The organism is Micromonospora sp. NPDC049204 (assembly GCF_040647935.1).
Classification (GTDB): domain Bacteria; phylum Actinomycetota; class Actinomycetes; order Mycobacteriales; family Micromonosporaceae; genus Micromonospora.
Genome location: NZ_JBEZDC010000034.1, coordinates 1 through 25373, shown reverse-complemented (window position 1 = coordinate 25373; position 25373 = coordinate 1). Strand labels below are relative to the sequence as shown.

23 protein-coding genes, 1 tRNA gene and 2 pseudogenes are annotated in these 25373 nt (G+C 70.0%); 11 read left to right on the top strand and 15 right to left on the bottom strand.

Going from position 1 to position 25373, the window contains the following annotated elements; translation table 11 throughout:
- From AB0A90_RS34600 to AB0A90_RS34580, 5 genes and pseudogenes are all read right to left on the bottom strand, one after another.
- A partial coding sequence (locus AB0A90_RS34600) for a DUF808 family protein (RefSeq protein ID WP_357256164.1) occupies positions 1 to 212 on the bottom strand: 212 nt, incomplete at its 3' end.
- Between the two features lie 207 nt (positions 213 to 419).
- Positions 420 to 698: pseudogene (locus AB0A90_RS34595) on the bottom strand (transposase); the annotation flags it as partial.
- An 85-nt stretch (positions 699 to 783) separates the two neighbouring features.
- Entirely contained in the window at positions 784 to 1113 is a 330-nt protein-coding gene (locus tag AB0A90_RS34590) for a hypothetical protein (RefSeq protein ID WP_357256162.1), read from the bottom strand.
- 200 nt (positions 1114 to 1313) lie between these two features.
- Positions 1314 to 2390, bottom strand: a complete 1077-nt coding sequence (locus AB0A90_RS34585) for a cellulose binding domain-containing protein (protein WP_357256160.1) — start codon at positions 2388 to 2390, stop codon at positions 1314 to 1316.
- Positions 2391 to 3021: 631 nt separating this feature from the next.
- Positions 3022 to 3195, bottom strand: a complete 174-nt coding sequence (locus AB0A90_RS34580; RefSeq protein WP_357256158.1) for a hypothetical protein — start codon at positions 3193 to 3195, stop codon at positions 3022 to 3024.
- A gap of 258 nt (positions 3196 to 3453) precedes the next feature.
- Between AB0A90_RS34580 and AB0A90_RS34575 the strand changes: the two genes are divergently transcribed.
- A complete protein-coding gene (locus tag AB0A90_RS34575; protein ID WP_357256156.1) occupies positions 3454 to 4947 on the top strand; it encodes a sulfatase in 1494 nt (497 codons plus the stop codon).
- Positions 4948 to 5051: 104 nt separating this feature from the next.
- On the opposite strand, the gene AB0A90_RS34570 is transcribed toward AB0A90_RS34575, so the two are convergent.
- Positions 5052 to 5690, bottom strand: a complete 639-nt coding sequence (locus AB0A90_RS34570) for a response regulator transcription factor (RefSeq protein WP_357256155.1) — start codon at positions 5688 to 5690, stop codon at positions 5052 to 5054.
- Positions 5687 to 6844 carry a histidine kinase gene (locus AB0A90_RS34565; RefSeq protein WP_357256154.1) on the bottom strand — a complete coding sequence of 386 codons (1158 nt, stop codon included), beginning with the start codon at positions 6842 to 6844 and terminating at the stop codon, positions 5687 to 5689. Before AB0A90_RS34565 ends, AB0A90_RS34570 begins: the two co-directional genes overlap by 4 nt.
- Positions 6845 to 6990: 146 nt before the next feature.
- Between AB0A90_RS34565 and AB0A90_RS34560 the strand changes: the two genes are divergently transcribed.
- Positions 6991 to 8076, top strand: a complete 1086-nt coding sequence (locus AB0A90_RS34560) for a DUF418 domain-containing protein (protein ID WP_357256152.1) — start codon at positions 6991 to 6993, stop codon at positions 8074 to 8076.
- Between the two features lie 239 nt (positions 8077 to 8315).
- Here the strand turns inward: AB0A90_RS34560 and AB0A90_RS34555 are convergent, their stop codons facing one another.
- A complete protein-coding gene (locus tag AB0A90_RS34555; RefSeq protein ID WP_357256150.1) occupies positions 8316 to 9194 on the bottom strand; it encodes a helix-turn-helix transcriptional regulator in 879 nt (292 codons plus the stop codon).
- A gap of 101 nt (positions 9195 to 9295) precedes the next feature.
- Here AB0A90_RS34555 and AB0A90_RS34550 point away from each other — a divergent pair, with 101 nt between their 5' ends.
- The 5 genes from AB0A90_RS34550 to AB0A90_RS34530 all read left to right on the top strand — a co-directional run bounded on the left by AB0A90_RS34550 (position 9296) and on the right by AB0A90_RS34530 (position 14975).
- Positions 9296 to 10621 (top strand): multidrug effflux MFS transporter, encoded by a 1326-nt coding sequence (locus AB0A90_RS34550; RefSeq protein ID WP_357256149.1) that lies wholly within the window; start codon positions 9296 to 9298, stop codon positions 10619 to 10621.
- Between the two features lie 139 nt (positions 10622 to 10760).
- Positions 10761 to 11804 (top strand): NAD(P)-dependent alcohol dehydrogenase, encoded by a 1044-nt coding sequence (locus AB0A90_RS34545; protein ID WP_357256167.1) that lies wholly within the window; start codon positions 10761 to 10763, stop codon positions 11802 to 11804.
- 892 nt (positions 11805 to 12696) lie between these two features.
- Positions 12697 to 12939, top strand: coding sequence for a hypothetical protein (locus tag AB0A90_RS34540; protein ID WP_357256147.1), 243 nt, complete (start codon positions 12697 to 12699; stop codon positions 12937 to 12939).
- A gap of 232 nt (positions 12940 to 13171) precedes the next feature.
- Positions 13172 to 14458 carry a Na+/H+ antiporter NhaA gene (gene nhaA / locus AB0A90_RS34535; protein ID WP_357256145.1) on the top strand — a complete coding sequence of 429 codons (1287 nt, stop codon included), beginning with the start codon at positions 13172 to 13174 and terminating at the stop codon, positions 14456 to 14458.
- Between the two features lie 70 nt (positions 14459 to 14528).
- Entirely contained in the window at positions 14529 to 14975 is a 447-nt protein-coding gene (locus tag AB0A90_RS34530) for a CBS domain-containing protein (protein ID WP_357256144.1), read from the top strand.
- A 3-nt stretch (positions 14976 to 14978) separates the two neighbouring features.
- On the opposite strand, the gene AB0A90_RS34525 is transcribed toward AB0A90_RS34530, so the two are convergent.
- The 5 genes and pseudogenes from AB0A90_RS34525 to AB0A90_RS34505 form a co-directional block, all read right to left on the bottom strand.
- Positions 14979 to 16268 (bottom strand): ArsB/NhaD family transporter, encoded by a 1290-nt coding sequence (locus tag AB0A90_RS34525; protein ID WP_357256142.1) that lies wholly within the window; start codon positions 16266 to 16268, stop codon positions 14979 to 14981.
- A 294-nt stretch (positions 16269 to 16562) separates the two neighbouring features.
- Positions 16563 to 16919, bottom strand: a pseudogene (locus AB0A90_RS34520) (GerMN domain-containing protein); the annotation flags it as partial.
- 88 nt (positions 16920 to 17007) lie between these two features.
- Positions 17008 to 17700, bottom strand: coding sequence for a class I SAM-dependent methyltransferase (locus AB0A90_RS34515; RefSeq protein ID WP_357256140.1), 693 nt, complete (start codon positions 17698 to 17700; stop codon positions 17008 to 17010).
- Entirely contained in the window at positions 17697 to 18512 is an 816-nt protein-coding gene (locus AB0A90_RS34510) for a DUF2064 domain-containing protein (RefSeq protein WP_357256138.1), read from the bottom strand. Before AB0A90_RS34510 ends, AB0A90_RS34515 begins: the two co-directional genes overlap by 4 nt.
- Positions 18509 to 19183, bottom strand: a complete 675-nt coding sequence (locus AB0A90_RS34505) for a glycosyltransferase family 2 protein (protein ID WP_357256137.1) — start codon at positions 19181 to 19183, stop codon at positions 18509 to 18511. Before AB0A90_RS34505 ends, AB0A90_RS34510 begins: the two co-directional genes overlap by 4 nt.
- Positions 19184 to 19328: 145 nt before the next feature.
- Here AB0A90_RS34505 and AB0A90_RS34500 point away from each other — a divergent pair, with 145 nt between their 5' ends.
- Positions 19329 to 20729, top strand: a complete 1401-nt coding sequence (locus AB0A90_RS34500) for a hypothetical protein (protein ID WP_357256135.1) — start codon at positions 19329 to 19331, stop codon at positions 20727 to 20729.
- Between the two features lie 17 nt (positions 20730 to 20746).
- Here the strand turns inward: AB0A90_RS34500 and AB0A90_RS34495 are convergent, their stop codons facing one another.
- On the bottom strand, positions 20747 to 21808 hold the full coding sequence (locus AB0A90_RS34495) for an NAD-dependent epimerase/dehydratase family protein (RefSeq protein ID WP_357256133.1): 1062 nt from the start codon (positions 21806 to 21808) through the stop codon (positions 20747 to 20749).
- 117 nt (positions 21809 to 21925) lie between these two features.
- Between AB0A90_RS34495 and AB0A90_RS34490 the strand changes: the two genes are divergently transcribed.
- The 3 genes from AB0A90_RS34490 to AB0A90_RS34480 are packed head-to-tail and all read left to right on the top strand — an operon-like array spanning position 21926 to position 24684.
- Positions 21926 to 23293: a molybdopterin-dependent oxidoreductase gene (locus AB0A90_RS34490; RefSeq protein WP_357256131.1), complete on the top strand. Its 1368-nt coding sequence runs from the start codon at positions 21926 to 21928 to the stop codon at positions 23291 to 23293.
- Complete coding sequence (locus tag AB0A90_RS34485) at positions 23286 to 23822, top strand: hypothetical protein (protein ID WP_357256129.1); 537 nt, start codon at positions 23286 to 23288, stop codon at positions 23820 to 23822. Before AB0A90_RS34490 ends, AB0A90_RS34485 begins: the two co-directional genes overlap by 8 nt.
- A gap of 40 nt (positions 23823 to 23862) precedes the next feature.
- The gene (locus AB0A90_RS34480) at positions 23863 to 24684 is read left to right on the top strand and encodes an S-methyl-5'-thioadenosine phosphorylase (protein ID WP_357256127.1); all 822 of its coding nucleotides are present in this window, start codon (positions 23863 to 23865) and stop codon (positions 24682 to 24684) included.
- Positions 24685 to 25276: 592 nt separating this feature from the next.
- Here the strand turns inward: AB0A90_RS34480 and AB0A90_RS34475 are convergent.
- Positions 25277 to 25363: transfer RNA gene (locus tag AB0A90_RS34475), tRNA-Leu, on the bottom strand.
- Between the last annotated feature and the right edge of the window lie 10 nt (positions 25364 to 25373).

Here is a 25373-nt window from a genome sequence, read left to right as displayed (position 1 = left end):
GACCCCACGGCAATGCGCTTGATAATCGGCAACTCGCGCTCGGCCGCCAGGCTCCGCACGTACTGCGGCGTGACGGCAGCATCGTCGACGACGACGCCCGCAGCCTTGGCGCCGGCCTTCGCGGCGGCCGCCCCGATGTCATCGATCGACGCTGCAGCGGCCCGGGCCAGCACCGCCACGTCATCCAGCAGGGCTACGAGTCCACCGGCCAAGGGAGGGTCCTTCCAGGGGTGTGCAGAATTCGAACTGGCCCATTCTCGCTCAGGTCCCTGCGCGCGGCACGCCACCGCCCGGGTCGCATACCGGGCGAGAGCTTGAGGTGAGCGACTATCGCGCTCGGCCGATGACCCGCCACCACCGCGGCCGGGTCATCACCTGGCGCCAGCTCAGGCCGAACCCGTCCCCCGCAGTCACCGTTAACCGGGGTCGGCGTAGATGCGTTTCGGTCGCTGTCTGGATCGGCCGCGGATGCCCTTGATCGGCGGGATCTTGTCGACCAGGGGCAGTAGTGGGTGACGCCGTGACGGTTGCCGCCATCAGGGACACGACGAGTGGGATGCCACCCCGTCGGTGATGGCGTGGTGTTTCGAGCCTGGCTTGCGGCGGTCGACCGGGCTCGGACCTGTTTTGGGCCGCCCTTGAGCGCCCGAACATACGTCCCGTCGATCACCGCCCCGGGAGATGTCCAACTGCCCGGCGATGCAGTGGATCGACGGAGCGATCGAGTCGATCGGCACGGGCTACGCACTGTCCGCCGACGAACTCTGACATCACCATGCGCAGCTAGCGACGGAGCAGCGAGAAGGCTCCTGCCGCCGTCAGCAGCAACAGCAGCAGTGACACCGCGAACAGGGCGCGTCCAAGCGGAAGGGGCATGGAGATGAAAAACGGTGCCTGTGCGATCAACAGGCCCGCGCCGATCACGGCTTGGGCGGTTCCCACCTGCACGGGCTGGGACGGCTCTCCCACCTTCAGCCGCGCAAGCCGGACCCAGGCGGCGGGAATCCTTCGGGACACGGTCACACGCACCCCGATTACAAGCGAGCCCAGGCTGAGGACCACGACCCCCACACGCAAAGCGATCGTGACTGGGTCCTCGTCATACGGACTCATGCGCCCATCCTCGGAGAGGCGTCAAGCGCGCGAATCGGACGACAGACGCACGACAGCCTCTGGCGTCCTCCTGACCTGCCGAACGGTCACCGCCAACCCTGATGGCCTGGTCGAATTGACCCAGAGCGCCGTGCCGACTCGCAAACGTATCGACGGCCAGTGGAAGGAACTTGGTCAGCCCTTAACGGAGGGCCGAGGCGCTAACGGATAGTGAAGGTCAGCGGGTTCGAGATGCCGACGCCGCCGTGGGAATCGTGGACCCGCACGGTGAAGGTGGATGACGTGCCGGCCGACAGGGCCGTCTGGAACTGGTACCGCTGTCCGCTGTTGGTCGGCGTCACGGCCAGCCGGGTTGCGCCCAGGTAGAACTCCACCCGGCTGACGAGGTCCCCGGGATCGGTGTCGGCGACGTCGGCGACCAGCGTGACGGTCGTCGGCTCGAGGAAGTAGGTCTGCCCGCCGGGGGTGCTCAACGCCACCGCCGGCGGGTGGTTGGCGCCGGTGGACGCCGGCGTCACCACCGTGACCAGCAACGGCGGCGCAGCGCCAGACAGCGACTGGTCGGTGCCGGCCGAGACGTACAGCACGAAGGTGGTGCTGGTGCCGGGCTCCCCGATCGGTGGCGTCCACAGCGCCTCGTACCGGTCACCGGTCGTCCTCACCCCCCGGGCCACCGTGACGCCGTCCACCCGGAACGACACCGAGGTGATGCTGTGTCCGCCTCCCACGGTCGCGGTCGCCGCCAGCGGGACGGTCCCCGGCGTGGTGTACACCGCGCCGGCGGTCGGGCTGAGCCAGGTGACGATCGCCGGCCAGTCAGCGACCGGCGGTGTGGCCGTCCGGGTCGGCGTCACGCTGGGCAGGACGCCGCCGGTGCACGTGACGCCGTTGAGCGTGAACGACGCCGGTATGGGGTTGCTGCCCGACCAGGCGCCAACGAAACCGATGTTCACGGAGCCATTCGTGCCCAGGGTCGCGTTCCAGCCCAGATTGGTCGCGCTGACCTGCTGGCCCGCCTGGGCCCAGGTGGCGCTCCAGGTTTGCGTGAGCCGCTGATCGACTGCAGGGAACGCGAACCGCAGCGTCCACCCGTTGACTAGGTCACCCAAGTTGGTGACCGCGATGTCGGCGTGGAAGCCACCGGTCCACTGGCTGGTGACGACGTAGTTCACCCGACACCCGGCCGCCGCGTTCGCCGCACTGGCGTGTGAGATCGCCGCCATCATCGCGACCATGGCAACAGCGATGGCGGCCACAGCAGTCAGCGACTTCCGCATGGGCACACCTCGCCGTAGATAGTTGCATGTCTATGAATATGTCGACTGTCCTGCTGCTCCGCCTTCCTGTCAAGGCACGCACGGCAGTCCTGCCGCCGACAGGACAACGGACAGCCCGCCCATGGCTGATCGGTAGCGGCCACAGCGCCGAGCAGGCAGATCGGAGTCTTAAATGACGGTCCTGCGGCGGATTTCGGCCCGCTGACTCGCAACGCTCTACTTGGATCTACAGCACCTGCAGGCGCGGCGTTAGGCAACTCGAGACGCCGGCCGGCGCCAGCCATCGTGGGAACAACACCACCTGACCACTTTGCACCCAATCTGCTCCCATCTGCAAGGCCAGGCCAACCAGTGGCTCCTTACCGCCTTGACCTGCGCACACTCCCCTGCCAGGTAACATGGAGCGTTGTCGACCGCTGCGCAGAACCGCAGAGCACTCCGCGCCGAAACAGGACGCCGCACCCGACCTGACCTGGGTAAACGTGGAGCCGCAGGCAGGGGTGGGTGCAGTTGAGGAACGTTCGATGCCGTTGGGCGCAGTTCAAGGCTGTTCAGGGCACGCCGACGTCTTGAGCGCCGTCAGCGCCGGCATCGGCGGTACTGCTGGTGTCACGCTCGATCGCGAACGGATCTATGCCGGCTCGCGCACGCCGCCGGCGTTGCCACCGTCGTCTGGCATCGGTTCGGTCGGAGCTTCGGGGAGCTCGTCCGGCGCGCCAGGCAGAAGCACGCCCGCGTCGTCAGGCACCGGTTCACCCGGGTCGATGGGCGGATACTGTTCGGGGTCGAGATCCGGTCCAGTCATCAGGCGAGCATCCGTCGTCTACCGGACTGCCGCTCGTCGGGCCGCGAGCCGGGCAGCCTACCCCTCGCCTCAGGCGACTGGCGGCACTGATCCGTCGGCTGCCTGCCACCTCGGGCGGCACTCATCGGCGTCGGCCGGAGCCCACTCGCCCCGATGGCCACGGTGGCGGCGGACCGGGCGGTGAGGCTACCGGGGTGTTGATCGGATCATCACCACTTGTTGAATAGATGCTGACAAATCTTGGCCAGGCTTGGCAGCATGGCTATCACTTACCGACGCCTCCTCGCCGCCACCCTCGTAGCCGGGCTGGCTCTGCTCACCGCGTGGACACCGGCACGCGGCGCGGAGCCCGCTCTGGCGCCCACGGCCACCGCACCCAACATCATCTTCGTTCTCGTCGACGACCTCGCGTGGAACCTCGTGCAATACCTGCCGCAGGTGCAGCGACTACAGAGTGAGGGGGTCACCTTCACCAACTACACGGTGACCGACTCGCTGTGCTGCCCGTCCCGCTCGTCGATCCTCACCGGCCAGTTCCCACACGACACCGGCGTGTTCACCAATGGTGGGACCGACGGCGGGTTCGCGGTCTTCAAGGGCCGGGGCAACGAGAACCGCACCTTCGCGACAGCATTGCAGGGCAAGGGCTACCGGACCGGCTTCCTCGGCAAGTACCTCAACGGCTACCTGCCGGCGGACACGCAGGGTGGTTCGCTGCCGTACGTCCCACCCGGCTGGTCGGAGTGGTACGTCGCGGGCAACGGATACTCCGAGTACAACTACGACCTCAACGAGAACCACACCATCGTCCACTACGGCAACCAACCGGCCGACTATCTGACCAACGTGCTGTCCCGCAAGGGCAAAGACTTTATCCAACGCTCGGCTGCGGCGAACACGCCCTTCCTGCTGGAGGTCTCCACCTTCGCCCCGCACAGCCCGTTCACCCCGGCCAACCAAGACCTCGAGGACTTCCCCGGCCTCACGGCCCCGCGCACCGCAGCGTACGACCGGCTGCCCACCAACCCGCCGTCCTGGCTGGCCGGCAACGGGCCGCTGACCGCACAGGAGAAGAGCACCCTGGACACGAACTTCCGCAAGCGCGCCCAGTCCGTACAGGCGGTCGATCGACTGATCGGCAACCTGCGCGCCCAACTCACCACCAGCGGCATTGCCAATAACACCTACGTGGTGTTCAGCTCCGACAACGGCTTCCACATGGGCGAGTACCGGCTGACCGGTGGCAAGCAAACGGCTTTCGACACCGACGTGCGGGTTCCGCTCGTCGTCGCCGGGCCGGGCGTCGTCCCCGGATCGCAGCGCGCCGAGATCGTGCAGAACATCGACCTGGCACCAACCTTCCAACGCATCGGCTCCGCCGACGTCGGCGCGCACGTCGACGGGCGCAACCTGCTCCCCCTCGCGCAGGGCGACCCGGCACCGAACTGGCGTACCGGGGCGCTGATCGAGCACCACGGCCCCAACCAGGCAGCCGACGACCCCGACGCCCAGGACCGGCGCAACGGCAGCCCAGTCACCTACGAGGCCCTACGGACAGCGACCTACACCTACGTCGAGTACTCAAACGGCGAACGGGAGTACTACAACCGCACCGTCGACCCCCACCAGCTCAACAACATCGCCGCCGGGCTCTCGGCAACGCGACTGGCGGCGCTGCACGATGCGCTCGCGGCATACGTCGCCTGCCACAGCCACTCGGCGTGCTGGACGGCCGGTCACGTGCCGGCCTGACGGCGCACCAACCGCAACGGCCCTGACCTGCGGTCTCGCCCCGTCGCAGGTCAGGGCCGATCGCCGTCCTGGCCGGGCCGGCTGCGCGACTGAGCCGGGTGCTCTCAGTTCGCCGGGATGCCGGCCCGATGCGCCAGCAGGCCGGCCTGGGTGCGGTTGTCGCAGCCGAGCTTCTCCAACAGTCGGGAGACGTACCCCTTGACCGTCGCCTCGGAGAGGTGCAGTCGTCGGGCGATCTGCTGATTGGAGCGGCCGGCGCCGAGACAGCCGAGGACCTCGACCTCCCGGGCGGTGAGCGTGGCGACCAGTTCGCGGACCCGTTCTCCGTCGTGCCGGCTCGCCACCAGCCGCTGGGTCGCGGACGGGGACAGCACCGTGTGCCCGGCTGCGGCGACCCGTACCAAGTTGACGAGATCCTCCGGCGCCGTCGACTTGAGCAGGAAACCGACGGCACCCGCCCGCATCGCCCGAAGCACGTACTCGTCGAGGTCGAACGTGGTCAGCGCGACGATCCTCGGCGGCGCCGAGGCCCGGGTGAGGTGCTCGATGGCGGTGAGCCCGTCGACGCCCGGCATCCGCAGGTCCATCAGGACCAGGTCCGGCCGGTACCGGGTCACCGCCTCCACGGCCTCTGCACCGTCGTACGCCTCGCCGACGACCTCGACGTCCGGGGCTGCTTCGAGAATCGTCCGCAGGTAGGCGCAGACCATCCGTTCGTCGTCGACGAGCAGGATCCGGATCATCGCGTGGCGGTGGTCGGCACGTGCCCGGGCAGGGTGGTCCGCACCGCGAAGCCGCCCTCCGGGGTCGCCGCCGCGGCCAGGGTGCCGCCCAGCACGTCGACCCGACTCCGCAGGCCGGCCAGGCCGGAGCCCCCGCCGGCAGCGGCGAGGTCCGGGTCGGGGGCACGATCGGGCCGGTCGTTGGTAATGGTCGCGCGGACCAGATCCGGCTGATAGCGAATCGACACGGTCACCTGCGAGCCCGGCGCGTGCTTGTGGACGTTCGTCAGGGATTCCTGTACCACCCGGAAGAGGGTGCGCCGCACGGCCGGTGCCAGTGCCGACGGGTCACCCTCCTCGTCGAGACGGACCGGCAGACCGACCGCGCGCGAGTCGGTCACGAGATCGTTCAGGCCGCCCTCCGCAGCCCGGTCCTCCGCTGCGACGCGGGTTGCCGGTGGGTCGCCATGCCTCAGCACACCGACCAGGTCGCGCAGCTCGGCCAGCGCCTGGCAGCCCGCCGTCCGCAGCTCTTCGGCGGCGCTGCGCACAGCGGGATCCGTCGCGCTGGTGCCCAGCGCCCCGGCGTGCAGCACCATCAGGTTGATCCGGTGGGTCACCACGTCGTGCATCTCGCCGGCGATCCGGAGCCGCTCGTCGCTACGGGCCTGCTCGGCAAGGAGCAGCCGCTCCCGCTCGGCTCGTTCGGCGCGGTCGAGCAGCTCCGCGACAAGCCGGCGGCGGGCACTCACGTAGAGGCCGAGCAGGGCCGAGATGGCCAGCAGTCCGGGCCCGCTGAACGGGTCGTCAACCGTCCAGAGCCGCGCGCCGAGCAGCCAGCACACCCCGAGCGCCGCGATCACCGGCCAGGACCGCCGACGGTCGCGTCCGTAGACGATCAGCGCGTACGGCGCGAGGAAGACCGCCGACGCTGGCACCAGCAGGCTGACGCCGGCGATGACCAGGGCCATCGGGTACGGCCGGCGTCGGCGCAGCAGCAGGGTGGCCGCCGCGCCGACCTGCGCCGCCGCGTAGACCCAGACCGGGGCCGGGAGATGCCTCGAACCGGCGCTCGGGAAGGCGACCTCACGGGCCACGCCGGCCGTCGCCGCGAGGACGACCAGCAGCACGTCGACGGCGATTGGCGGCACCTTTCGGCGGTCCACCGCGCTCATGCGTTGCAGGTTAGCCGGGCCGGCCCGGATCGGCGCGGCGAGCGGCATGAGTACCGACGAAGGGACCGGGGGACGCGACGAAGGAAGGTTGCGGAGGCGACCTCCGGGCCTGTCCCGACCGGGTACGACTGCGGTGGCATTGCCGGATGGCACACTCGACCGATCCCGTGGCGCAACCGGCTGGGCCCCGCCGCATCGACGAACTTGACGCGCTGCGTGGGCTCGCGCTCCTCGGCATCGTCATGTTCAACATCGTTCAGATGACCCACCTGACCCGGGTTTCCGGACCGGCCGGTGAGCACCTCGGCGCGTACGTCTGGGAGCTGCTCTTCGTACAACGACCTTTCCCGATCTTCTCGCTGCTCTTCGGGATCAGCTTCTCGCTCTTCCTGCGTACGGCGGCTCGACGCATCGACCGCCCCCGGCTGGTGCTGCTGCGCCGGCTGGTTTGGCTGGGCCTCTTCGGCGCGCTGCACACCCTGATCCAGCCCGGCGAAGTGCTGAAGTTCTACGCCGTGTTCGGGCTGGTTGTGCTCCTGCCGGCGTCGTACCTGTCCCGCCGCTGGGCGCTCGGGCTGGGCATCGTGTTGACCCTCGCCGCCGCGCTGACCTTCAACGGTCTCTTCATCATCCCGGGCCTCTTCCTGCTCGGCCTGGCAATCGCGGAGTACGACATCCCGGACACGCTGCCGTCGCGGGGCCGGCAACTCGCGGTCGCACTCGCCGTCGCGGTGCCGGTCGCCGCGGTGACTGGGTGGTTGCAGTTCCGGGCTGGAGTCGGCCCAACCGCCAACTACCGGATCCTGCCGGCCGGGCTCGCCTTCGCCTTCCTCTTCACCGTCGGGTTCCTGCTGCTGATGCGAACCGCCCTGCGACGCCCGCTCGGCGCGCTGCTATCGCCGCTCGGTCGGGTGGCGCTCACCAACTACGTCGCCGCGTCGTTCCTGATCGTGGCCGGTGATGCGCTGCTCGACATCGGCTCCCGATCCTCCTACGGCGCCGTGGTCGGACTGGGCCTGGCGATCGGGGTCGTGCAGGCGATTTTCAGCGTGCTTTGGCTGCGGTCCTTCCGGTACGGCCCGCTCGAATGGCTCTGGCGGTGTCTCACCTGGTGGCAGCGGGTGCCGCTCCGCCGCGCCTGCTGCGCCCCGGCTGCTGCCCTGCGCTCCCCCGCCGCCAGCGGCGACGCCAATGCGTGCGGGGACGGGTGCTGCACCACCGACAACCGCTGAGCGGACCTGCGGACACGGCAGGTTCCGTCGGCCACCGCCGGAACCTGTTAAGCGACGAGCCCAGACGCAGCGGACTGGGCTACCTGTACTGCCCAGGCAGGTTGGTCAACCTGGCCATGAGTGTCGGTCGTCGTTTCCGCGGATCTCGCCGGAGGCGACTCGGAAGTAGTCGTCGATGACCACCGCCCCATAGGTTTCGTTCAAGTGGGCCGTCCCGGTCACCTGGGATGTGATGGCAGTTACAGCGGACGCACCGACTCATCGCTGTCGACGGCGGTGGCGGCCCACGAGGCGAGAAGAGCCAGCGCCTGGGCGGTCGGTGAGGCCGGCTCGGCGGCGTAGATGGTCAGGGTGAGGTCCGGCTCAGCGCGCAGGTCCATGCTCTCGTACGCCAGGGTGAGCTCGCCGACGACGTGGTGGTGGAACTGTTTGGTGCCCGTGCCGTGGGTGCGCACGTTGTGGGCGCCCCAGCGGCGGCGGAAGTCGTCGCTGCGGGTGGACAACTCGCCGACCAGGTCGTGTAGGCCCTTGTCGTGTGGGTCCTTGCCGGCCGCGGTGCGCAGGTTCGCGACGGTCATGTCGGCGGCGAGGTTCCAGTCGGGGTAGAAGCGGCGGGCAGCGCTGTCGAGGAACGTGAACCGACCGAAGTTGGGCACGTTAGCCGGGTCGGTGTAGACGTCGCTGTACATTGCTCGGCCGAGGTGGTTGGCGGCGAGCAGATCCTGCCGGTTGTTGACCAGGATCGCCGGAGTGGTGATGGCGTCGAGCGACCATTGCAGGCTGGGCCGGGCCGTCCACTGCTTCGGGCGGCGGCTCGGCCGCAGCAACGCGTTAGTGCCGTTTGCCTCCTGGGCGAGGCGGAGCAGGTGAGTCCGTTCGGCGTCGTCGAGTCGCAACGCACGGGCGATCGCGTCCAGCACGCTGGCGGAGACCCCGGCCAGCTGACCGCGTTCGAGTTTGGCGTAGTACTCGACGCTCATCCCGGCCAGCGCGGCGACTTCGCTGCGCCGTAGCCCTGGCACCCGGCGCTGCCCAGCGGTCGGGATCCCGGCCTGCTCCGGGCTGATCTTGGCGCGGCGGGTGGTGAGGAACTCGCGTACTTCGACTCGGTTGTCCACGACTTCGACGATACGACGGGCCGCGGAGAGGTGCGATGTACTGCTGGTACACCCATTGTCAGGGACTTTCTCTAGTGCGGCGTGCGAGATGTGCTTGATGCATGACCGCGGCATCAACCACCCGGAGGGACGAACTGTCCCCGCTCACGTCCGCCACCGAAGCCAGTCTCGTTCCCGACCCGGTACGCCGTCAGGCCCGGATCACCTCCGCCCTGGTCGCGACAGTGATCCTCCTGACCGCGATCGCCCCGCTGGCCACCGACATGTACGTGCCAGCGTTCCCCCGCGTCGCCGGTGACCTGACCGCGTCCGCGACGCAGGTGCAACTCACCCTGACCACGTTCTTCGTCGGCATGGCGCTGGGCCAGTTGATCGGCGGACCGGTCTCCGACCAGCGCGGCCGGCGCCGGCCGCTGATCGCCGCGATCGTGCTGATGAGCGGTGCCTCGGTCGTCTGTGCTCTCGCCCCGTCCATCGGCGTGATGATGGTCGCCCGGCTGGTGCAGGGCTTCAGTGGCGGCTGGGCGATGGTGATCGGCCGGGCGGTGATCGTCGACCTGGCGGCCGGTGCGCGGCTGATCCGCCTGTTGAACGTGATCGCCGGTGTGGGCGGCGTCGCCCCGATCGCCGGTCCGCTGCTGGGCGCGGTCATCCTGCAGGTGTCGCACTGGCGGGTGTCGTTCTGGGTTGTCGCGGCCCTGGGTGTGGTGATGACGTTGGCGGTGCTGCTCGCCGTGCCGGAGTCGCTGCCGGTCGAACGCCGGCACGGCGGGGGTCTGCGGGCGTTCGCCGTTGCTGGGCGGCAGGTCCTCGCTCGGCGCCGTTACGTCGGATACCTGCTGGTCAGCGGCTCAGCGATGGGTGCGCTGTTTGCGTATGTCGCCACCTCGGCATTCGTGTTGCAGTCGATGAATGGAATGTCGCCCATCGCGTACTCGGTCGACTTCGCCGTCAATGCCGGCGGCATGACGGTGGCGGCTCTGATCGCCGCACGGCTGGCCGGGCGGGTCGCCACCCGCAAGGTCATTCTCATCGGCCAGGTCGCGGCCCTCGCCGCGGGTGTGGCGATGCTCGTCGGCGCGCTGTGGCTCGGCACACCGATGCTGCTCGCGGTGGTGTGCTTCTTCGTGCTGATGAGCGCCCAGGGCCTCATCGGCCCCAACGGCGGTGCGCTCGCCTCCGCGGAGGTGCCCGGGCATCCCGGGACCGGTTCGGCGATTCTCGGGTTCGTCCAGTGGGTCGCCGCCGGGATCATCGCCCCGATCGCCGGGCTCGGCGGCGAGCACACCGCCGTACCGATGGCACTGCTCATGCTCGCCGGCGCGGCGCTCTCGATGATCGGCCTGCTCGTGCTGGCCCGCCCGGAAAAGACGGCGGCGGGCGCCGCAACAACAGGTAACGGTGTCCTGCACCACCGCACGCCCTGAACTCCAGGGCCGTACCAGCCGGAGCAGCGCCGCGCGCTTGTAAGGGGTACTGGCAGTACACCCATTGGCAGAGACTCGCAACGCAGCCACGGCTGTGGTGAGGTGCAGGTAGGTCAGCATCACGTCACCGGAGGACATCATCTTCACCGTCAACGCCATCGCCGCGCCTTCCGCCACCGAACCGCTCGTGCGTACCACGATCGAACGGCGGGACCTGGGCCCGCGCGATGTTCTCATCGAAATCCGCTACGCCGGCATCTGCCACTCTGACATCCACACCGTGCGCGGCGACTGGGGCAGCGTTCCCTACCCGCTCACCGTTGGCCACGAGATCGTCGGCCGGATCACCGAGGTCGGCGCCGACGTCACCCGCCACGCGGTCGGCGACCGTGCCGGTGTCGGTTGCATGGTCAACTCGTGTCGCGAGTGCGAGAACTGCCGCACCGGAAACGAGCAGTACTGCCTCAAAGGCAACACCCAGACGTACGCCGGCGTCGACCGGGACGGCACCGTGACCCAGGGCGGGTACTCGACCCACATTGTCGTGAACGAGGACTTCGTGCTGCGGGTGCCGGAAAGCATCCCGTACGAGGCGGCCGCGCCGATGCTGTGCGCGGGCATCACGACGTACTCCCCCTTGGCGCACTGGAACGCCGGGCCCGGCAAGAAGGTCGCCGTGGTGGGCCTGGGTGGTCTGGGCCACCTGGCCGTCAAGATCGCCGCGGCGATGGGCGCCGAGGTGACAGTGCTGTCACAGACGCTCGCCAAGAAGGACGACGGCCTGCGCTTCGGAGCCGAGCACTACCACGCCACCAAGGACCCGGCGACGTTCGAGGCGCTCCGGAACAGCTTCGATCTGATCATCAACACGGTCAGCGCACCGATCGACATGGCCAGCTACCTCGGCCTGCTGCGTCTGGACGGCACGCTGGTCAGCGTGGGTGCCCCGCCGGAGCCGCTGCCGGTCCCCGTCTTCGCGTTGTTCGGCAATCGACGCTCGTTCGCCGGCTCCAGCATCGGCAGCATCGCCGAGACGCAGGAGATGCTGGACTTCTGCGCCGAGCGCGGCATCGCTCCCGAGGTCGAGGTCATCGACGCCGAGGCAGTCAACGACGCGTACGAGCGGGTGCTCGCCTCGGACGTGCGGTACCGGTTCGTCATCGACATCGACACCCTGCGCTGATCTCCTCTGTGGCGCCAGGGTCCGCCGAACGGCGGGCCCTGGCGCGGTCAGGCCGGGGCGACCGGCAGACAGCATCGATCGCGGAGCATGACCTTGAATTGGTAGTGAAGGTCGATCTGCAGCCATGACCTTCGAGGTTGTGGTCGGAGCGCTCGGAAAACCCTGCCGTGAGATCCACAGCTCCGAGTCCGCACGCCACCGGCACCATCCCGTCTACCAGAGCGAGGACGGGCCAGCGCCACCACAGCGCCCAGCCCTAGCTCGCCTCGGAGGGCTTCCTGCGCCACCGAGCCCGCTCCGTGGAGCAGGTACCGCAGCATTGCGGTGCGGCTACGCCTTCCGGCTCTCCTGCCACGAGGGCAGGACAAGGTGTTTCTCCAGCTCGGTGGCTCGCAGGGCTATGCCGGTGGCCGTGGAAGCCCTCGCTGTTCGACGGCCAGTGGGTGTGGCTGGCCGGTGAGGGCTGCGAGGGCGGCGGCCACGGCGTGGAGGTCGGCCTTGATGTAGGTGGTGATCTTCTGCCGCAGCAGCTCGCGGGCCTGGCGGTGGTGGTGATCGGGTCCTTGATCGTTGTATGGACTGTAGTGCGTCCTGACGGTCCGTCCTGGCTAGCATGGATGCTTGCCACTCTCGTGTTTCTGGTCGTACTCAGCGGGACTTGGGTGGCGAAGACGGGGCATGCGGCATAGGCCTGAGGACAGGCGATGTCCTGTCATGACAGCTACGCGCCAAGGGCCATCACTCCGGTCGGCGACGGAGTTCCTCGGCGGGGACGGCCAGTAAGGACATCCACGGCGGTCCCCATCATTCGCCCTGCACGCCTATCGTTGGAGTCAGGTTCCCGGCCGCATGAGCGTGCGGGACTGGGTGGGCGCGAGATGAAACTGGAATCGTGAGCGTTGCCGAAGAAGCAGAGAACCGCGGGATCGCACTGATCCGGGAGTTGGTCGCGGGCGCGGCCGGTGTGGTGGTGGCCGCGTTCGCCGCTGCGGTGGTTTTTTCCGCCGAGGAGCCGGTGGGGCGCGTCATGGTGATGGCGGCCGCCTGCGGCCTGCTCGCCGCATCGCTGTGCGATTGGCGCGACACTGGTCACGGCGGCGATGGCCGCTGGCGTGTTCGTCGGCGTCCTCGCTGACGGCGCGCCACCGACTCCCGCTCCGCAGGGTTTTACGCCAATCTTCGTGGTAGCGGTGGTGCTGGGTGTGGGGAACCGGCGCCTGCGACTGATGCGCAGTGACGAGGGGCACCGCCGGCAGTAGGTGGTCGAGGCCTCGGCAGCGGTGGGCGCCGGTACGATGGGTTCCGGTGCGCCGGGAAGTCTGGTCGGCAATTGGCTCCGACCCGTCTTCTTGAAAGTTGGCCTGCTTGTGACGTCGAACCCTCAGTTGCCCCCTCGTGTCCTCGGCCGTGGTTCCTGGGCCGAGGCGCGTCGCATTGCCGACGTGCTGCGCAAGGAGACGATCGGTGGCGCGCTGCTGTTGGTCGGTGCCGTCGTGGCGCTGATCTGGGCGAACTCGCCGTGGGCGCACCGCTACGAGGCGATGACGGCGCTCACCGTCGGGCCGCACGCGCTGCACCTCGACCTGTCGCTGGGGATGTGGGCGGCCGACGGGTTGCTGGCGATCTTCTTCTTCGTCGCTGGTCTCGAACTCAAGCGCGAGTTCGTGGCGGGCGATCTGCGTGATCCCCGCCGGGCCGCGGTCCCGGTCGCCGCCGCGGTCGGTGGCGTACTCGTGCCGGCCTTGCTGTACGCGGTGGTGAACTGGGGTGGCGCGGTCAAAGGGTGGGCGATTCCGACCGCCACCGACATCGCGTTCGCCCTCGCCGTACTGGCGGTGATCGGCCGGCATCTGCCGAGCGCGCTGCGCACCTTCCTGCTGACCCTGGCAGTGGTGGACGACCTGTTGGCGATCGTCATCATCGCGGTCTTCTACACCGCCCACCTGTCGGTGCTGCCGCTGCTGGCCGCGGCGGTGCCGCTGGGCTTGTTCGCGCTGCTGGTGCAGCGCCGGGTGCGCTCGTGGTGGTTGCTGCTGCCGCTGGCGTTCGCGACCTGGGCGCTGGTGCACGCCTCCGGTGTGCACGCCACCGTCGCCGGGGTGCTGCTCGCCTTCGCCGTCCCGGTGCTGCGTTCCAGGAACGCCGGGCCCGGGCCCGGTCTGGCGGAGCACTTCGAGCACCGATTCCGGCCGATCTCCGCCGGCGTCGCGGTGCCGGTGTTCGCGCTGATGTCCGCCGGGGTGGCCGTCGGCGGGCTGGACGGCCTGGCGGAGGCGGTCACCGACCCCGTTACTGTGGGCATCATGCTCGGTCTGGTCGTCGGCAAGCCGATCGGCATCCTGCTCGCGACCTGGCTCGTCGCCCGGTTCACCCGGGCCCGGCTGGACGCGGGGTTGGCCTGGATCGACGTGGCTGGGCTGGCCGTGTTGGCCGGCATCGGGTTCACCGTCTCGCTGCTGATCGGCGAACTCGCCTTCGGTATCGGCAGCGACGCCGACGGCCGGGTCAAGATCGCCGTGCTGGCGGGCTCGGTGATCGCCGCCGTGCTCGCCATGGTCATCTTGCGGGTGCGTAACCGCGTGTACCAGCAGATCTACGAGGCCGAGCAGGTCGACCGGGACCGTGACGACGTGCCCGACGTCTACCAGCAGTAGGGCGCTCGCAGGCGGACTGACACGCGGCATCAGCGCGGTCGAGGCGGTGGCCCCGGCGTATCGTCGGTGCATGCGCGCGAGCGACGTGGCCATCCCGATGGAAACCGTTACCGAGGACATGCCCGCCCGGGAGGCCGCGCGGATCCTGGCGGCGCAGGACCTGCCCGGCCTGATCGTGGTGGATAGCAGGGGCCGCCCGTCGACGGTGCTGGCCGGCACGCAGGTGCTGCGGATGGCGCTGCCGTCCTACTGTCAGGACGATCCGGCGCTGGCCCGGGTGATCGACGAGGCCGCCGCCGACGTGATCTTGGAGGGCATCGGTAACCGCACCGTGGCGGATCTGCTGCCCCGCAACCGTCCGGACCTGCCGGCGGTCAGCGCCGACGCCACGTTGCTCGAGGTCGCCTCGGTGATGGCCCGCTCGAACGTGCCGCTGGTCGCTGTCGTCGACCGCAACCGGGTGATGACCGGCGCGATCACCTTGGATGGGCTGCTCGACCGGATGCTGGGCACCTGAGCGTCAGAAGAATCGCAGCCACAGATACGGCACCGAGATTGCCACCGAGATCACGGTGACGATGAGACCGTACTTGGTGAACCCCCAGAACGTGATCTTGTGTCCGGCGCGGTCGGCGATGCCGAGCACCACCACGTTCGCCGAGGCGCCGATGGCAGTGGCGTTGCCGCCGAAGTCAGCACCGATGGCGAGCGCCCACCAGAGCACCTGAGCCTTACCGAGCCCGCCCTCAGCGTTCACCAACTCGCCGACGATCGGGCTCATCGTGGCCACGTACGGGATGTTGTCCACGATCGCCGACAACCCCGCCGACGCCCACAGCAGCAACATGGTGGCCGGCCACAGCTTGCCCTCGACGGCCTCGGTCGCCGACCTGGCGATGCTGTCGATCACCCCGGTGGCAACCAGTGCTCCGACCATGATGAACAGGCCGGCGAAGAACACCAGCGTCGGCCACTCGACGTCCTTGGCCACGTCCTCGGCGTTCAGCCGGGACAACGCCAGCAACAGCAGGCCGCCGAGTATGGCCACCACCGACGGCTCCAGGTGCAGCACCGTGTGCAGGCTGAACGCGAGCAGCACCGCCCCGAGGACCACCAGGCTGATCACGACGAGGCGGCGGTCGCGAATTGCGTCCGCCTCCCGCAGCGCCATCACCCGGGCGGCGCGCTCGGCGTCGTAGCGGAACGACTTGCGGAACATGATCCGGCACAGGCCGATGAACACGACGATGACGATCAGCACCAACGGGGCCATGACGTTCAGGAAGTCGGTGAAGGTCAACCCCGACCGGCTGGCGATGATGATGTTCGGTGGGTCGCCGACCAGGGTGGCCGCGCCACCGATGTTGGACGCCATCACCTCGGCGATCAAGAATGGGATCGGCGGCACGTCGAGCCGCTCGCAGACCAGCAGTGTCACCGGCGCTACCAGCAGCACCGTGGTGACGTTGTCCAGCGCCGCCGACACCACGGCGGTCACCACGACCAGGATGACCATGATCGGGAACGGGCGGCCTCGGGCCTTCTTCGCGCTCCAGATCGCCAGGTACTCGAACAGGCCGGTGCGTTTCAGCACGCCGACGATCAGCATCATCCCCAGCAGCAGGAAGATGACGTTCCAGTCGATGCCCGCCTCTTCGGAGAAGAACGCGTGCTCGGCGTCTGTCGCCCCGATCGCCAGCATGATCGAGGCCCCACCCAGGGCCACCGCCACCCGGTTGATCTTCTCCGTGGCAATCAGGACGTACGCGGCGGCGAACACGGCCACCGCGATCCAGGCCAGGGTGCTCATTCGGCGCCTCTCCTGTTCTGGTCAGCCGTCATCGCAACGCCGACCAGACTTCCCGGCACACCTGAGATCAACCTATCAGCCTGGCCGGTCGGCAACAGGCGTGCCGAGCCCGGGCGAAGGGGCAGGCCCGGCGGTGACATCCCCACTGCCGGGCAGGGGCTTGCGGGACAGGCGCCCCGGCCGGCCGGAGCAACGCCAGGTCCTTTCGGTCGCACCTGGGCGGTCAGCGATGGCACGCAGGAGTGAACGCCGCGTGTACCGCCTTCGTCGGCCGCCATCCCGCCGACGGCCAGCTCACCGTGCGCTGATCAGTGGGGCGTAGTCGGTGCGGCTGAGCGGCTGCTCGGACAGTGATCCGTCGGCGCGGGGCACACCCAACGGCCTGCGGTCGCGCAGGAACGACACGCTGGTGACGTCATCGCGGCTGGTGAGGGTGCAGACGATCTGCCCGAAGGCGAGGACCTCGTCACTGCGCCCGGCGTCATTAGCGGGTTCGTCGACCGCGACTCGGGCCTGGGCGCCGGTCACTGTCGCACCGGCGGCGTTGACCGCTCCCGGCAGCGCGCTGGTCAGGTCGCTGTCGCGTTCGGCCTCGGTGGGTCCGGCGAGCAGGTGCCGCAGGTGGTCCTCGATGGTGGGTGGGCGGTCCACCCCCCCGCACCGCCGGACCTCGGCTAGGTCACGGGCGGGCGTGATGCTCCCCGGTGGACCGCCGAGCAGACGTTCGCCGGCACTGACCTCACTTCCTTGGGTTGACAGCGCCAGAGCTGTCCGTGTCCAACTCGCCGAACCAGCGACGATCGCGGCGGAACACCTCGCGGACAGTGAGCCCGGCGGCAGCGGCCACGCCGGTGACCGCCATGGTGTCGAGCCGGGCCCACCGAAACGGTGGCCCGAGGCGCGAACTACCGCAGGCGGCCTGGATGGCCAGTTGGGCCTGACCGCGCCACAATCCGGGACCTGGTGGTTCGAGTTCGACGAGCACGGTGCCGCCGGGGCGCAGCAGGTCGTGGCACCGGCCGAGGAGGGTGACGGGGTCACCGCCGATGCCGATGTTTCCGTCTATCAGGAGCACATGCGCCCAGCGCCCTTCTGCGGGCAGTGGGGCGAAGATGTCCCGCTGGAGGGCGATCGCGCCTCGGGCTCGGGTCAGGTGGACCGCGTGCGCGGAGATGTCGACTCCGACCGATGTCAGTCCGGCCCGGGTGAGTGCCAGTGTGAGCCGGCCTGGACCGCAGCCCAGGTCGAGGGTCGGGCCGGTGCACCGGGCGACGAGTGCGGCCACCGCCGGTTCGGCTGGACCGTGCCACCGGCGTACCGGTAGGCGGCTGCGCTGGCCGTTGTGGCCGTGTACCAGCCAGTGGTCGTCGGTGCGGTGCCGTAATGCACTGCCGAATGCCTCGGTCGGTCTGGCCCGTAGGCGACGGCTCATCCTGGGAACCCGGGTGTCAGGCTGCGCTGGATCGCCGCGACCTGGCGCGCGAAGCGGCTGCCGGTAGCGTGCCGCGCCGGATGGGCGGCGTCTTCGCCCCCGGACTGCCCGGGCAGGACTGCCGCGGCCCACCCAGGACAACCGTCCATCGGCCATGCCGACGCATCGCCGGGAGTCGACGCGGCCACCGCCAGCGCGTCGGGCCACTCGTCGACGTCGCGAAGGAGGGGTAGAGAATCGACGCGCAAGCCCCGCTCGCGCAGGGCCGCGATGGTGTGGTGTCCGGTCGATGCGGTGGACATCGGCACGGTCCCCAGCACGGCGGCGTGCCGGGGGTTGTGCAGACCCAGGGCCCACCACCCGCCATCGACGGCGGGGCCGAGTACGGCGTCGGTCAGGGTGAGGCGGTGGACGGCGTCGGTCAGGGTGAGGCGGTGGACGGCGTCGTCGAGGTGCGCCGGCGTGAGCTGAGGCGTGTCCATACCGATCTGGAGCACCGGTCGACCGGGATAGGCGTCCGCCACGTCGGCGTGGGCGTTGGCGAGACGGTTGCCGAGGTTGGCGCCGCGCTGCGGGAGGATCTGCCAGCCGTCGATCGCGGCGGTCAGCTCGGCGGCTTCCTCGGCGTCGGCCAGCCGACCGGAGAGAGCGAGGACGGGTGTGACGCCGGGTGTGGCGCGTACGGTGTCCAGACTGTCCAGCAATGCTGCGGCGGCGATCCGGGCCGCCTGAACGTGGCTGGCCGGTGGGCAGAGACGGGTCTTCACCGACCCGGGCACGGGTGCCTTCGCCATCACCAGCAGGACGGTCACCGCGATCGCTCCACGGTGCGCAGGACCCCGGCGAAGTCGCGGGTCGCGCGGAGCGTGCCGCGTACCGAGCCGGAGACCTTCGACCGGGTGCCGGCGGCGCGGTGGGAGTACCGCACGTCGAGTTCCCGGATCCGCCAGCCCGCGGCGGCGGCGCGGATGAGTAGTTCCAACGGGTATCCGAAGGCGCGGTCGGTGACTCCGAGGCCGAGCAGCGCGTCGCGGCGGGCCACCCGGATCGGGCTGAGGTCGCGCAGCGGTATGCCCCGGTGCCGCAGCAGCGCCGCGACAAGCGCGGTGCCGGCGCGGGCATGCCACGGCCAGACGCCGGCGGTGACGGGCCGACGACGACCGACCACCAGATCGGCCGATCCGCTGGCCACCGGCTCGACCAGCTCCGGGAGTTGTGTCGGGTCGAAGGAGCCGTCGGCGTCGAGCACACAGACCAGTTCGGCCTCGGCAGCCTCGAGGCCGGCGTGTACGGCCGCGCCGTAGCCCCGGCGCGCTTCGTGGACGACCCGGGCGCCGTGCCGGGCCGCGACCTCCGGTGAACCGTCCCGGGAGCCGTTGTCCACCACGATCGCCCGGTAACCGGGTGGCAGGGCGGTCAGGACGCCGGGTAGTGCCGCGGCTTCGTCGAGGCACGGCAGTACCACGTCGATCGGTGATGGCATACCGGAAACGCTAGGACGCCAAGCCGCCCGAGATGGGCTAAATCGGACCATCAGCATCCTTGCCAGCGTCGCTCCCGCACCGAACGGTGGTGTCCTGCCCGTTCCCGCAGCACCGGGCCAGCGATGGCCGTACCGTCCGGTGGTCATGAAAGTGCTCGCGCCCCAGCGGCGGGGACCGGAAGTGCCCGCCCGACGCGTCGACGCCGACCTGGTGGTGCTCGGCGTCGAGGTCGCGTTGGTCGCCGCCGCGGTGGCGGTGGGGCTGCTGCTCAACGCGCGCGGTGTCGGTCTGCACGCCGACGCCGCGCCGCTCTACGCCACCTGGCGTCCGCACCTGGGCTGGGGCACGCCGGCCGCGCTTCTGGTCGCCGCCGGGGTGCTCGGCTGGGGCGTGCGGTGGGCGCGGACCGCCGGGTGGGGGCGGCTGCTGGTCGCGGCCTACCTTGCGGCGGTCGCCTGGACGATGTCGTTGGCGCTGGTGGACGGCTGGTCGGCCGGTTTCACCCGGCGACTCACCCCGCAGGCTGAATACCTGCACGAGGCGCCCCGGGTCACCGACGTCAAGGCCATGCTGGCCGGCTTCAGCGCCCGGATTCTCGACTTCCAGCCGGAGGCGTGGTCCACCCACACCGCCGGCCATCCACCGGGGGCTCTGCTGGTCTTCGTCGGGTTGGACCGGATCGGCCTCGGCGGTTCCACCGCCGCCGCCCTGGCATGCGTGCTGGTGGGAGCGACGGTGACCGTGTCGGTGCCGGTGACGCTGCGGGCGCTCGGTGCGGGGCAGGCGGCCCGTGACGTGCTGCCGTTCCTGGTACTGCTGCCCGGCGCGATCTGGGTGGGAGTCTCAGCCGACGGCATCTTCACCGGGGTGGTCGCGGCGGGCCTGGCCCTGCTGGCGGTGCGCGGACTGGTCGCCGCCGCGGTCGGGGGCCTGTTGCTCGGCTTCGCCCTCTACCTGTCGTACGGCTTCGTGCTGGCCGGGGCCCTGGCCCTGGCGGTGGTGGCGCTGCGCCTGCGGGACCGGTGGTCGGCGTTGCTCGTGGCAGTGGCCGGGGTCGGCACGGTGGTGGCCGCGTTCACCCTGGCCGGCTTCTGGTGGCTGGACGGCTACCACCTGGTGGTCGAGCGGTATCACCAGGGCTGGGCCGCAGAACGCCCGTACGGCTACTGGGTGTGGGCGAACCTGGCGGCGCTTCTGCTCTGCGCCGGCCCGGTGCTCGGGCCCGCGCTGCGCCGGAGCGCGCTCGCGTCGGCCGGTCCGGCGCGGACCGTTGCGATGCGATGGCGCGCGCCGGACCGAGCCGGGATGATCGCCCTGCGGGAAGCTGGGCCCACGGTGCTGCTGCCGCTGGCCGCCGTGCTGGCGGTCGGCGCGGCTGACCTGTCCGGGCTGAGCAAGGCGGAGGTGGAACGGATCTGGCTACCGTTCGTGGTCTGGCTGCTGGTGGCCGCCGCCCACCTGCCACCGCCCGCCCGACGGGTCTGCCTGGCCGGGCAGGTGGTCACCGCCCTCGCGGTCAGCCACCTGCTGTGGACGGTCTCCTGATCCGCAGGGCGACGGTCTCAGGCGGTGAGGGCGGCCGGTTCCCGGAGCGGATCCGTGGCGAAGGCGGCCACGCCCTCGGCGAACCCGACCCGGGCGGTGTAGCCGAGCAGTTCCGCCGCCCGTCGGGGGTCGGCGACCACGTGTCGGACGTCGGCCGCCCGGCCGCCACCGGCGATCAGCGGCGCCGGCCCGGCCATCGCCTCGGCGAGGGCGACGGCCAGCTCACCGACCGTGTGCGGTTCGCCGGAGCAGACGTTGACCGGCACGAGGCCGCGCGGTGGCGCCGCGGTCAACGCCAGCAGGTTGGCCCGGGCGACGTCGGTGACGTGGACGAAGTCGCGGCGCTGCCGTCCGTCCTCCAGCACCCTCGGCGGCAGACCCGCCGCCAGCGCGGACCGGAAAATCGAGGCAACCCCCGCGTACGGGGTGTCCCGGGGCATCCGGGGGCCGTAGACGTTGTGATAGCGCAACGCCCAGACGCTCCCGCCGGTCTGCCGCGCCCACGCGGCAGCGAGGTGTTCCTGGGCAAGCTTGGTGGCCGCGTACGTGCTTCTCGGCTCGAGTAGCGCGTCCTCAGGCACCAGAGCGGGCGAGAGGGTGCCCGCGCAGCCTGGGCAGGGTGGCTCGTACCGGCCGGTGGCCAGGTCGGCGACGCTGCGAGCGGCGGGCCGCACGGCGCCGTGCGTCGGGCAGACGTACCGACCTTCGCCGTAGACGACCATCGAGCTGGCCAGCACCAGCCGGGTCACGCCGGCGCGGTGCATGGCGGCGAACAGCACCGCCGTGGCGTAGTCGTTGTGGCTGACGTAGTCGGGGGCGTCGGACGGGTCCAGCCCGTGCCCTACCATCGCCGCCTGGTGACACACCGCGTCCACACCGGCCAGAAGCCGGTCCAGCAGGCGGGCGTCCCGGACGTCACCGACCACCGGGTCGTGCCGCCGGGACCACTCGGGGAGTTCCCCGCCGTGCGCCTGAGGCAGCAACGCGTCGAGCGCCACCAGGTCATGACCCTCGGCGACGAGCAGGTCGGCGATCTGCGATCCGATGAAACCGGCCGCGCCGGTGAGCAGTACCCGCATCCCGGTGACCGTAGACGGCACTCGGCCGGGGCGCGGTCATTTCACCCGCCTTGCCAGGCGATCGGTATCGCCGGAATGCACCAGATCGGGCACCTGTGGCGTCTAGCGTCCCGTGGTATGGGTGTGACGGACCGGCCGACGGGTTTCCCGCAGCGGTGGTGGCGTGCCCTTGAACGGCACCCTCCACCAGTCCCCGGCCTGGCCACGGACCGCTGGCGCAGCCCGCTGCGCGGTCCGTGGCTCACCGCCGTCTACGGCGCCGTGCTCCTCCTCGGGCTGCCGCTGGTGATCATCACCGGGCTGCTCGACTACGCCGCCTACGGCCCCCAGTTCGGCCAGGCCCTCCCCCGCGAGGTGGGCTGGTTACGGCTGCCGCCATTCGACTGGCCGACTCGGCCGTCCTGGCTGTTCCGGGTCACCCAGGGGTTGCACGTGACGCTCGGCATCATCCTGATTCCCGTGGTGCTGGGGAAGCTCTGGTCGGTGATCCCGAAACTCTTCAGCTGGCCACCGGCCCGCTCCCTGGCCCAGGTGCTCGAACGGCTGTCCCTCCTCCTGCTGGTTGGTGGCATCCTCTTCGAGATTGCGACCGGCCTACTCAACATCCAGTACGCCTACCTGTTCGGCTTCGACTTCTACACCGCGCACTACTTCGGAGCCTGGGTCTTCATCGCGGCGTTCGTGGCACACGTGACGCTGAAGCTGCCCCGGATGGTCAGCGCACTCCGATCCCGGCCGGCCCTGCGGGACCGCAACCGACCCGGGCAGCACGAGCCCCTGCAAGCTGAGCTGCGTACCCCGCTGGCCGCGACCCGGCCCGAGCCACCCGATCCGGACGACCTGGTGGCCACCGCACCCGGCGCGCCGACGATGAGCCGACGCGGCGCGATAGCCCTGGTCGGTGGTCTGTCCCTGCTGCTCGGCGCCCTCACGATCGGGCAGACCCTCGACGGACCCTGGCGCCGCACCGCGCTGCTACTGCCCCGCGGACGTCAGCCCGGCACCGGCCCGAACGGCTTCCCGATCAACCGCACCGCCGCCGCGGCAGGCATCCCCAAGGACGAGACCGGGCACCGCTGGCGGTTGACCGTGCGGAGCGGCGATCGCCTCGTCACCCTCGACCGTCCCCGCCTGCTCGCCATGGGCCAGCACACCGCCCGCCTGCCGATCGCCTGCGTGGAGGGGTGGTCGACCCGACAAACCTGGTCAGGCGTACGACTGCGTGACCTCGCCGCCCTGGTCGGTGTGGACGATCCGGCGTCGGCGCAGGTGCGATCACTGGAGAAGTCCGGGTTGTTCAACCAGGCGATCCTCCAGGCCAACCAGGTCCTCGACGGCGACTCCCTACTCGCTCTACGGGTCAACGGTGCCGACCTCTCGGCCGACCACGGCTTCCCCGCCCGGGTGATCGTCCCCGCCCTGCCCGGCGTGCACTGCACGAAATGGGTCACCGAGATCACCTTCCGGACCAGCGTCGATGGCTGAGCCTCTCCCCCGATTCCGAGCGGCCTACGGATCGTCCCTCCAGCACCTGGTCCTCCTGATCGCCTGCTTCACCCTCACCGGCTGGGTCGCGCTCCGACTCGCCGACGAGGCCACGGCTGGCCGGATGCTGCTCTGGTTCGTCGGGGCGGCCGTCGCCCACGACCTCGTCCTCTTTCCGATCTACGCGTCGGCCGACCGGGTGCTGCGCGGCGCGCTCGGGCGCTCCGGCCCCGCCGGCCCGGATGGCCGATCGCCCGCTGCACACCACTTGATACCGGGCCGCGCGGGGCAGCCGTCACCGTTGAACCACATCCGGGTGCCGGCACTCGCCACCGGGCTGCTGTTCCTGGTGTATCTCCCCGGCATCCTGCGGCAGGGCCAGGAAACCTATCTCGCCGCCACCGGTCAGAACCAGCATCCGTACCTGGCCCGCTGGCTGGTAGTCACCGCCGCGCTGTTCCTGGTCAGCGGCGTCTGGTACCTCGTGCGGCAGATCCGCTGGCGACGGGTCGACGGGTCCGCGCGTTGAACGGGTGATCCCCGGCCGCTGTCCGCAGGAAGGCACGAGCATGACCAGGTACGCGGAACTGCCCCAAGCCGAGGTGGGGGTGATCGGTGGCAGTGGCCTCTACCACCTGGTAGCCGGCGGCACGGCGGTCGAGGTTTCCACCCCGTACGGCCGCCCGTCCGACCCGGTCACCGTCGGCACCGTCGGTGGCCGCTCGGTGGCGTTCCTGCCGCGGCACGGCACCGACCACCGGTTCCCCCCGCACCGCATCAACTACCGAGCCAACCTCTGGGCACTGCGCGCGCTCGGGGTACGCCAGATCCTCGCACCCTGCGCCGTCGGATCCCTCACCACGGCACTGGCCCCCGGGGCGCTGGTCCTCCCCGACCAGATGGTCGACCGGACCAGCGGACGAGCCTGCACCTACTTCGACGACGGTGCGGTCCACACGTCGTTCGCCGACCCGTACTGCCCGAACGGACGCACGACTGTCGCCGCTGCCGCCCGTCATGTCGGATACGAACCCGTCGTCGGCGCCATCATGGTGGTGGTGGAAGGCCCACGCTTCTCCACGCGAGCGGAGTCACAGTGGTACGCCCGCCAGGGCTGGCAGCTGATCAATATGACCGGGCACCCAGAAGCGATCCTCGCCCGTGAACTGGAGCTGTGCTACACCCCCATCGCCGTAGTCACCGACCTCGACGCTGGACTCGACGCAGCCGACGCGGTCCGCCACGCCGAGGTGCTGCGCATCTTCGCCGCAAACGTCGAGCGACTACGTGAGGTGCTCTACCAGGCCATTCCGGCACTGCCGCCCGACCCGTCCACCTGCGCCTGCGGGCGAGGCCACGAGGGCGTCCCGCTTCCGATCACCCTGCCCTGACACACGGTGAGGAACGGGTGAAGGACAAACAGCTCGCAGCCTGTCGCCAGCGCGGTGGCTGGCTAACGCGCTGAACGCGGGGAAAGGCTGGCACCACCGGCCCTTCCCGCGCCGTTCGCAGCAGCTGTTCGCCCCGGGAGCTGCCACGAACGTGCCGTGCTGGCGAGAGGCGACGGCAACCTGCCGCTGCACGCGTCGCCGTGAGGCGCCGCCGCCTCGTCACCACACACCCAAAGGGCAGATGACGGGAAGGCTCGACCTGCCGCGCTTCAGCCCCATGGGTGAACGCGTGGGCACCAAGCGGGTGATGCGAGTGTCGGTCAGTCCGGCGGCGTCTCGGGCCGCCGACGAACGATGCCGGTCTTGGTCGCTGCGACTTCACCCATGCGTTACGGGTATAGGTTGACGGGATGGACATCGTCGCCGGCGAGGGTGCGGTCGGTCGCGATTCACCTAGACCCTCGCCAGCGCGAGGGCGAGGGTCTCAGCGCAGGTGGCACCGGTTCCCTGGAGTCGGTGCGCACATATGATTCGTCGCGGCTCGCGCCCCCACGCGAGAGGAAGTTGATCTCGCGTGGATATCCATGAACTCTGGTGTCCGAGGGGGGACTTGAACCCCCACGCCCTATACGGGCACTAGCACCTCAAGCTAGCGCGTCTGCCATTCCGCCACCCGGACCTACACGTTC

Excerpts from the sequence above, each read along its gene's own strand:
- AB0A90_RS34590 (WP_357256162.1), bottom strand. The coding sequence starts at position 1,113 with ATGAGTCCGTATGACGAGGACCCAGTCACGATCGCTTTGCGTGTGGGG.
- AB0A90_RS34585 (WP_357256160.1), bottom strand. The coding sequence starts at position 2,390 with ATGCGGAAGTCGCTGACTGCTGTGGCCGCCATCGCTGTTGCCATGGTC.
- AB0A90_RS34580 (WP_357256158.1), bottom strand. The coding sequence starts at position 3,195 with ATGACTGGACCGGATCTCGACCCCGAACAGTATCCGCCCATCGACCCG.
- AB0A90_RS34575 (WP_357256156.1), top strand. The coding sequence starts at position 3,454 with ATGGCTATCACTTACCGACGCCTCCTCGCCGCCACCCTCGTAGCCGGG.
- AB0A90_RS34570 (WP_357256155.1), bottom strand. The coding sequence starts at position 5,690 with ATGATCCGGATCCTGCTCGTCGACGACGAACGGATGGTCTGCGCCTAC.
- AB0A90_RS34565 (WP_357256154.1), bottom strand. The coding sequence starts at position 6,844 with ATGAGCGCGGTGGACCGCCGAAAGGTGCCGCCAATCGCCGTCGACGTG.
- AB0A90_RS34560 (WP_357256152.1), top strand. The coding sequence starts at position 6,991 with ATGGCACACTCGACCGATCCCGTGGCGCAACCGGCTGGGCCCCGCCGC.
- AB0A90_RS34550 (WP_357256149.1), top strand. The coding sequence starts at position 9,296 with ATGACCGCGGCATCAACCACCCGGAGGGACGAACTGTCCCCGCTCACG.
- AB0A90_RS34530 (WP_357256144.1), top strand. The coding sequence starts at position 14,529 with ATGCGCGCGAGCGACGTGGCCATCCCGATGGAAACCGTTACCGAGGAC.
- AB0A90_RS34525 (WP_357256142.1), bottom strand. The coding sequence starts at position 16,268 with ATGAGCACCCTGGCCTGGATCGCGGTGGCCGTGTTCGCCGCCGCGTAC.
- AB0A90_RS34515 (WP_357256140.1), bottom strand. The coding sequence starts at position 17,700 with ATGAGCCGTCGCCTACGGGCCAGACCGACCGAGGCATTCGGCAGTGCA.
- AB0A90_RS34505 (WP_357256137.1), bottom strand. The coding sequence starts at position 19,183 with ATGCCATCACCGATCGACGTGGTACTGCCGTGCCTCGACGAAGCCGCG.
- AB0A90_RS34500 (WP_357256135.1), top strand. The coding sequence starts at position 19,329 with ATGAAAGTGCTCGCGCCCCAGCGGCGGGGACCGGAAGTGCCCGCCCGA.
- AB0A90_RS34495 (WP_357256133.1), bottom strand. The coding sequence starts at position 21,808 with ATGCGGGTACTGCTCACCGGCGCGGCCGGTTTCATCGGATCGCAGATC.
- AB0A90_RS34490 (WP_357256131.1), top strand. The coding sequence starts at position 21,926 with ATGGGTGTGACGGACCGGCCGACGGGTTTCCCGCAGCGGTGGTGGCGT.
- AB0A90_RS34485 (WP_357256129.1), top strand. The coding sequence starts at position 23,286 with ATGGCTGAGCCTCTCCCCCGATTCCGAGCGGCCTACGGATCGTCCCTC.
- AB0A90_RS34480 (WP_357256127.1), top strand. The coding sequence starts at position 23,863 with ATGACCAGGTACGCGGAACTGCCCCAAGCCGAGGTGGGGGTGATCGGT.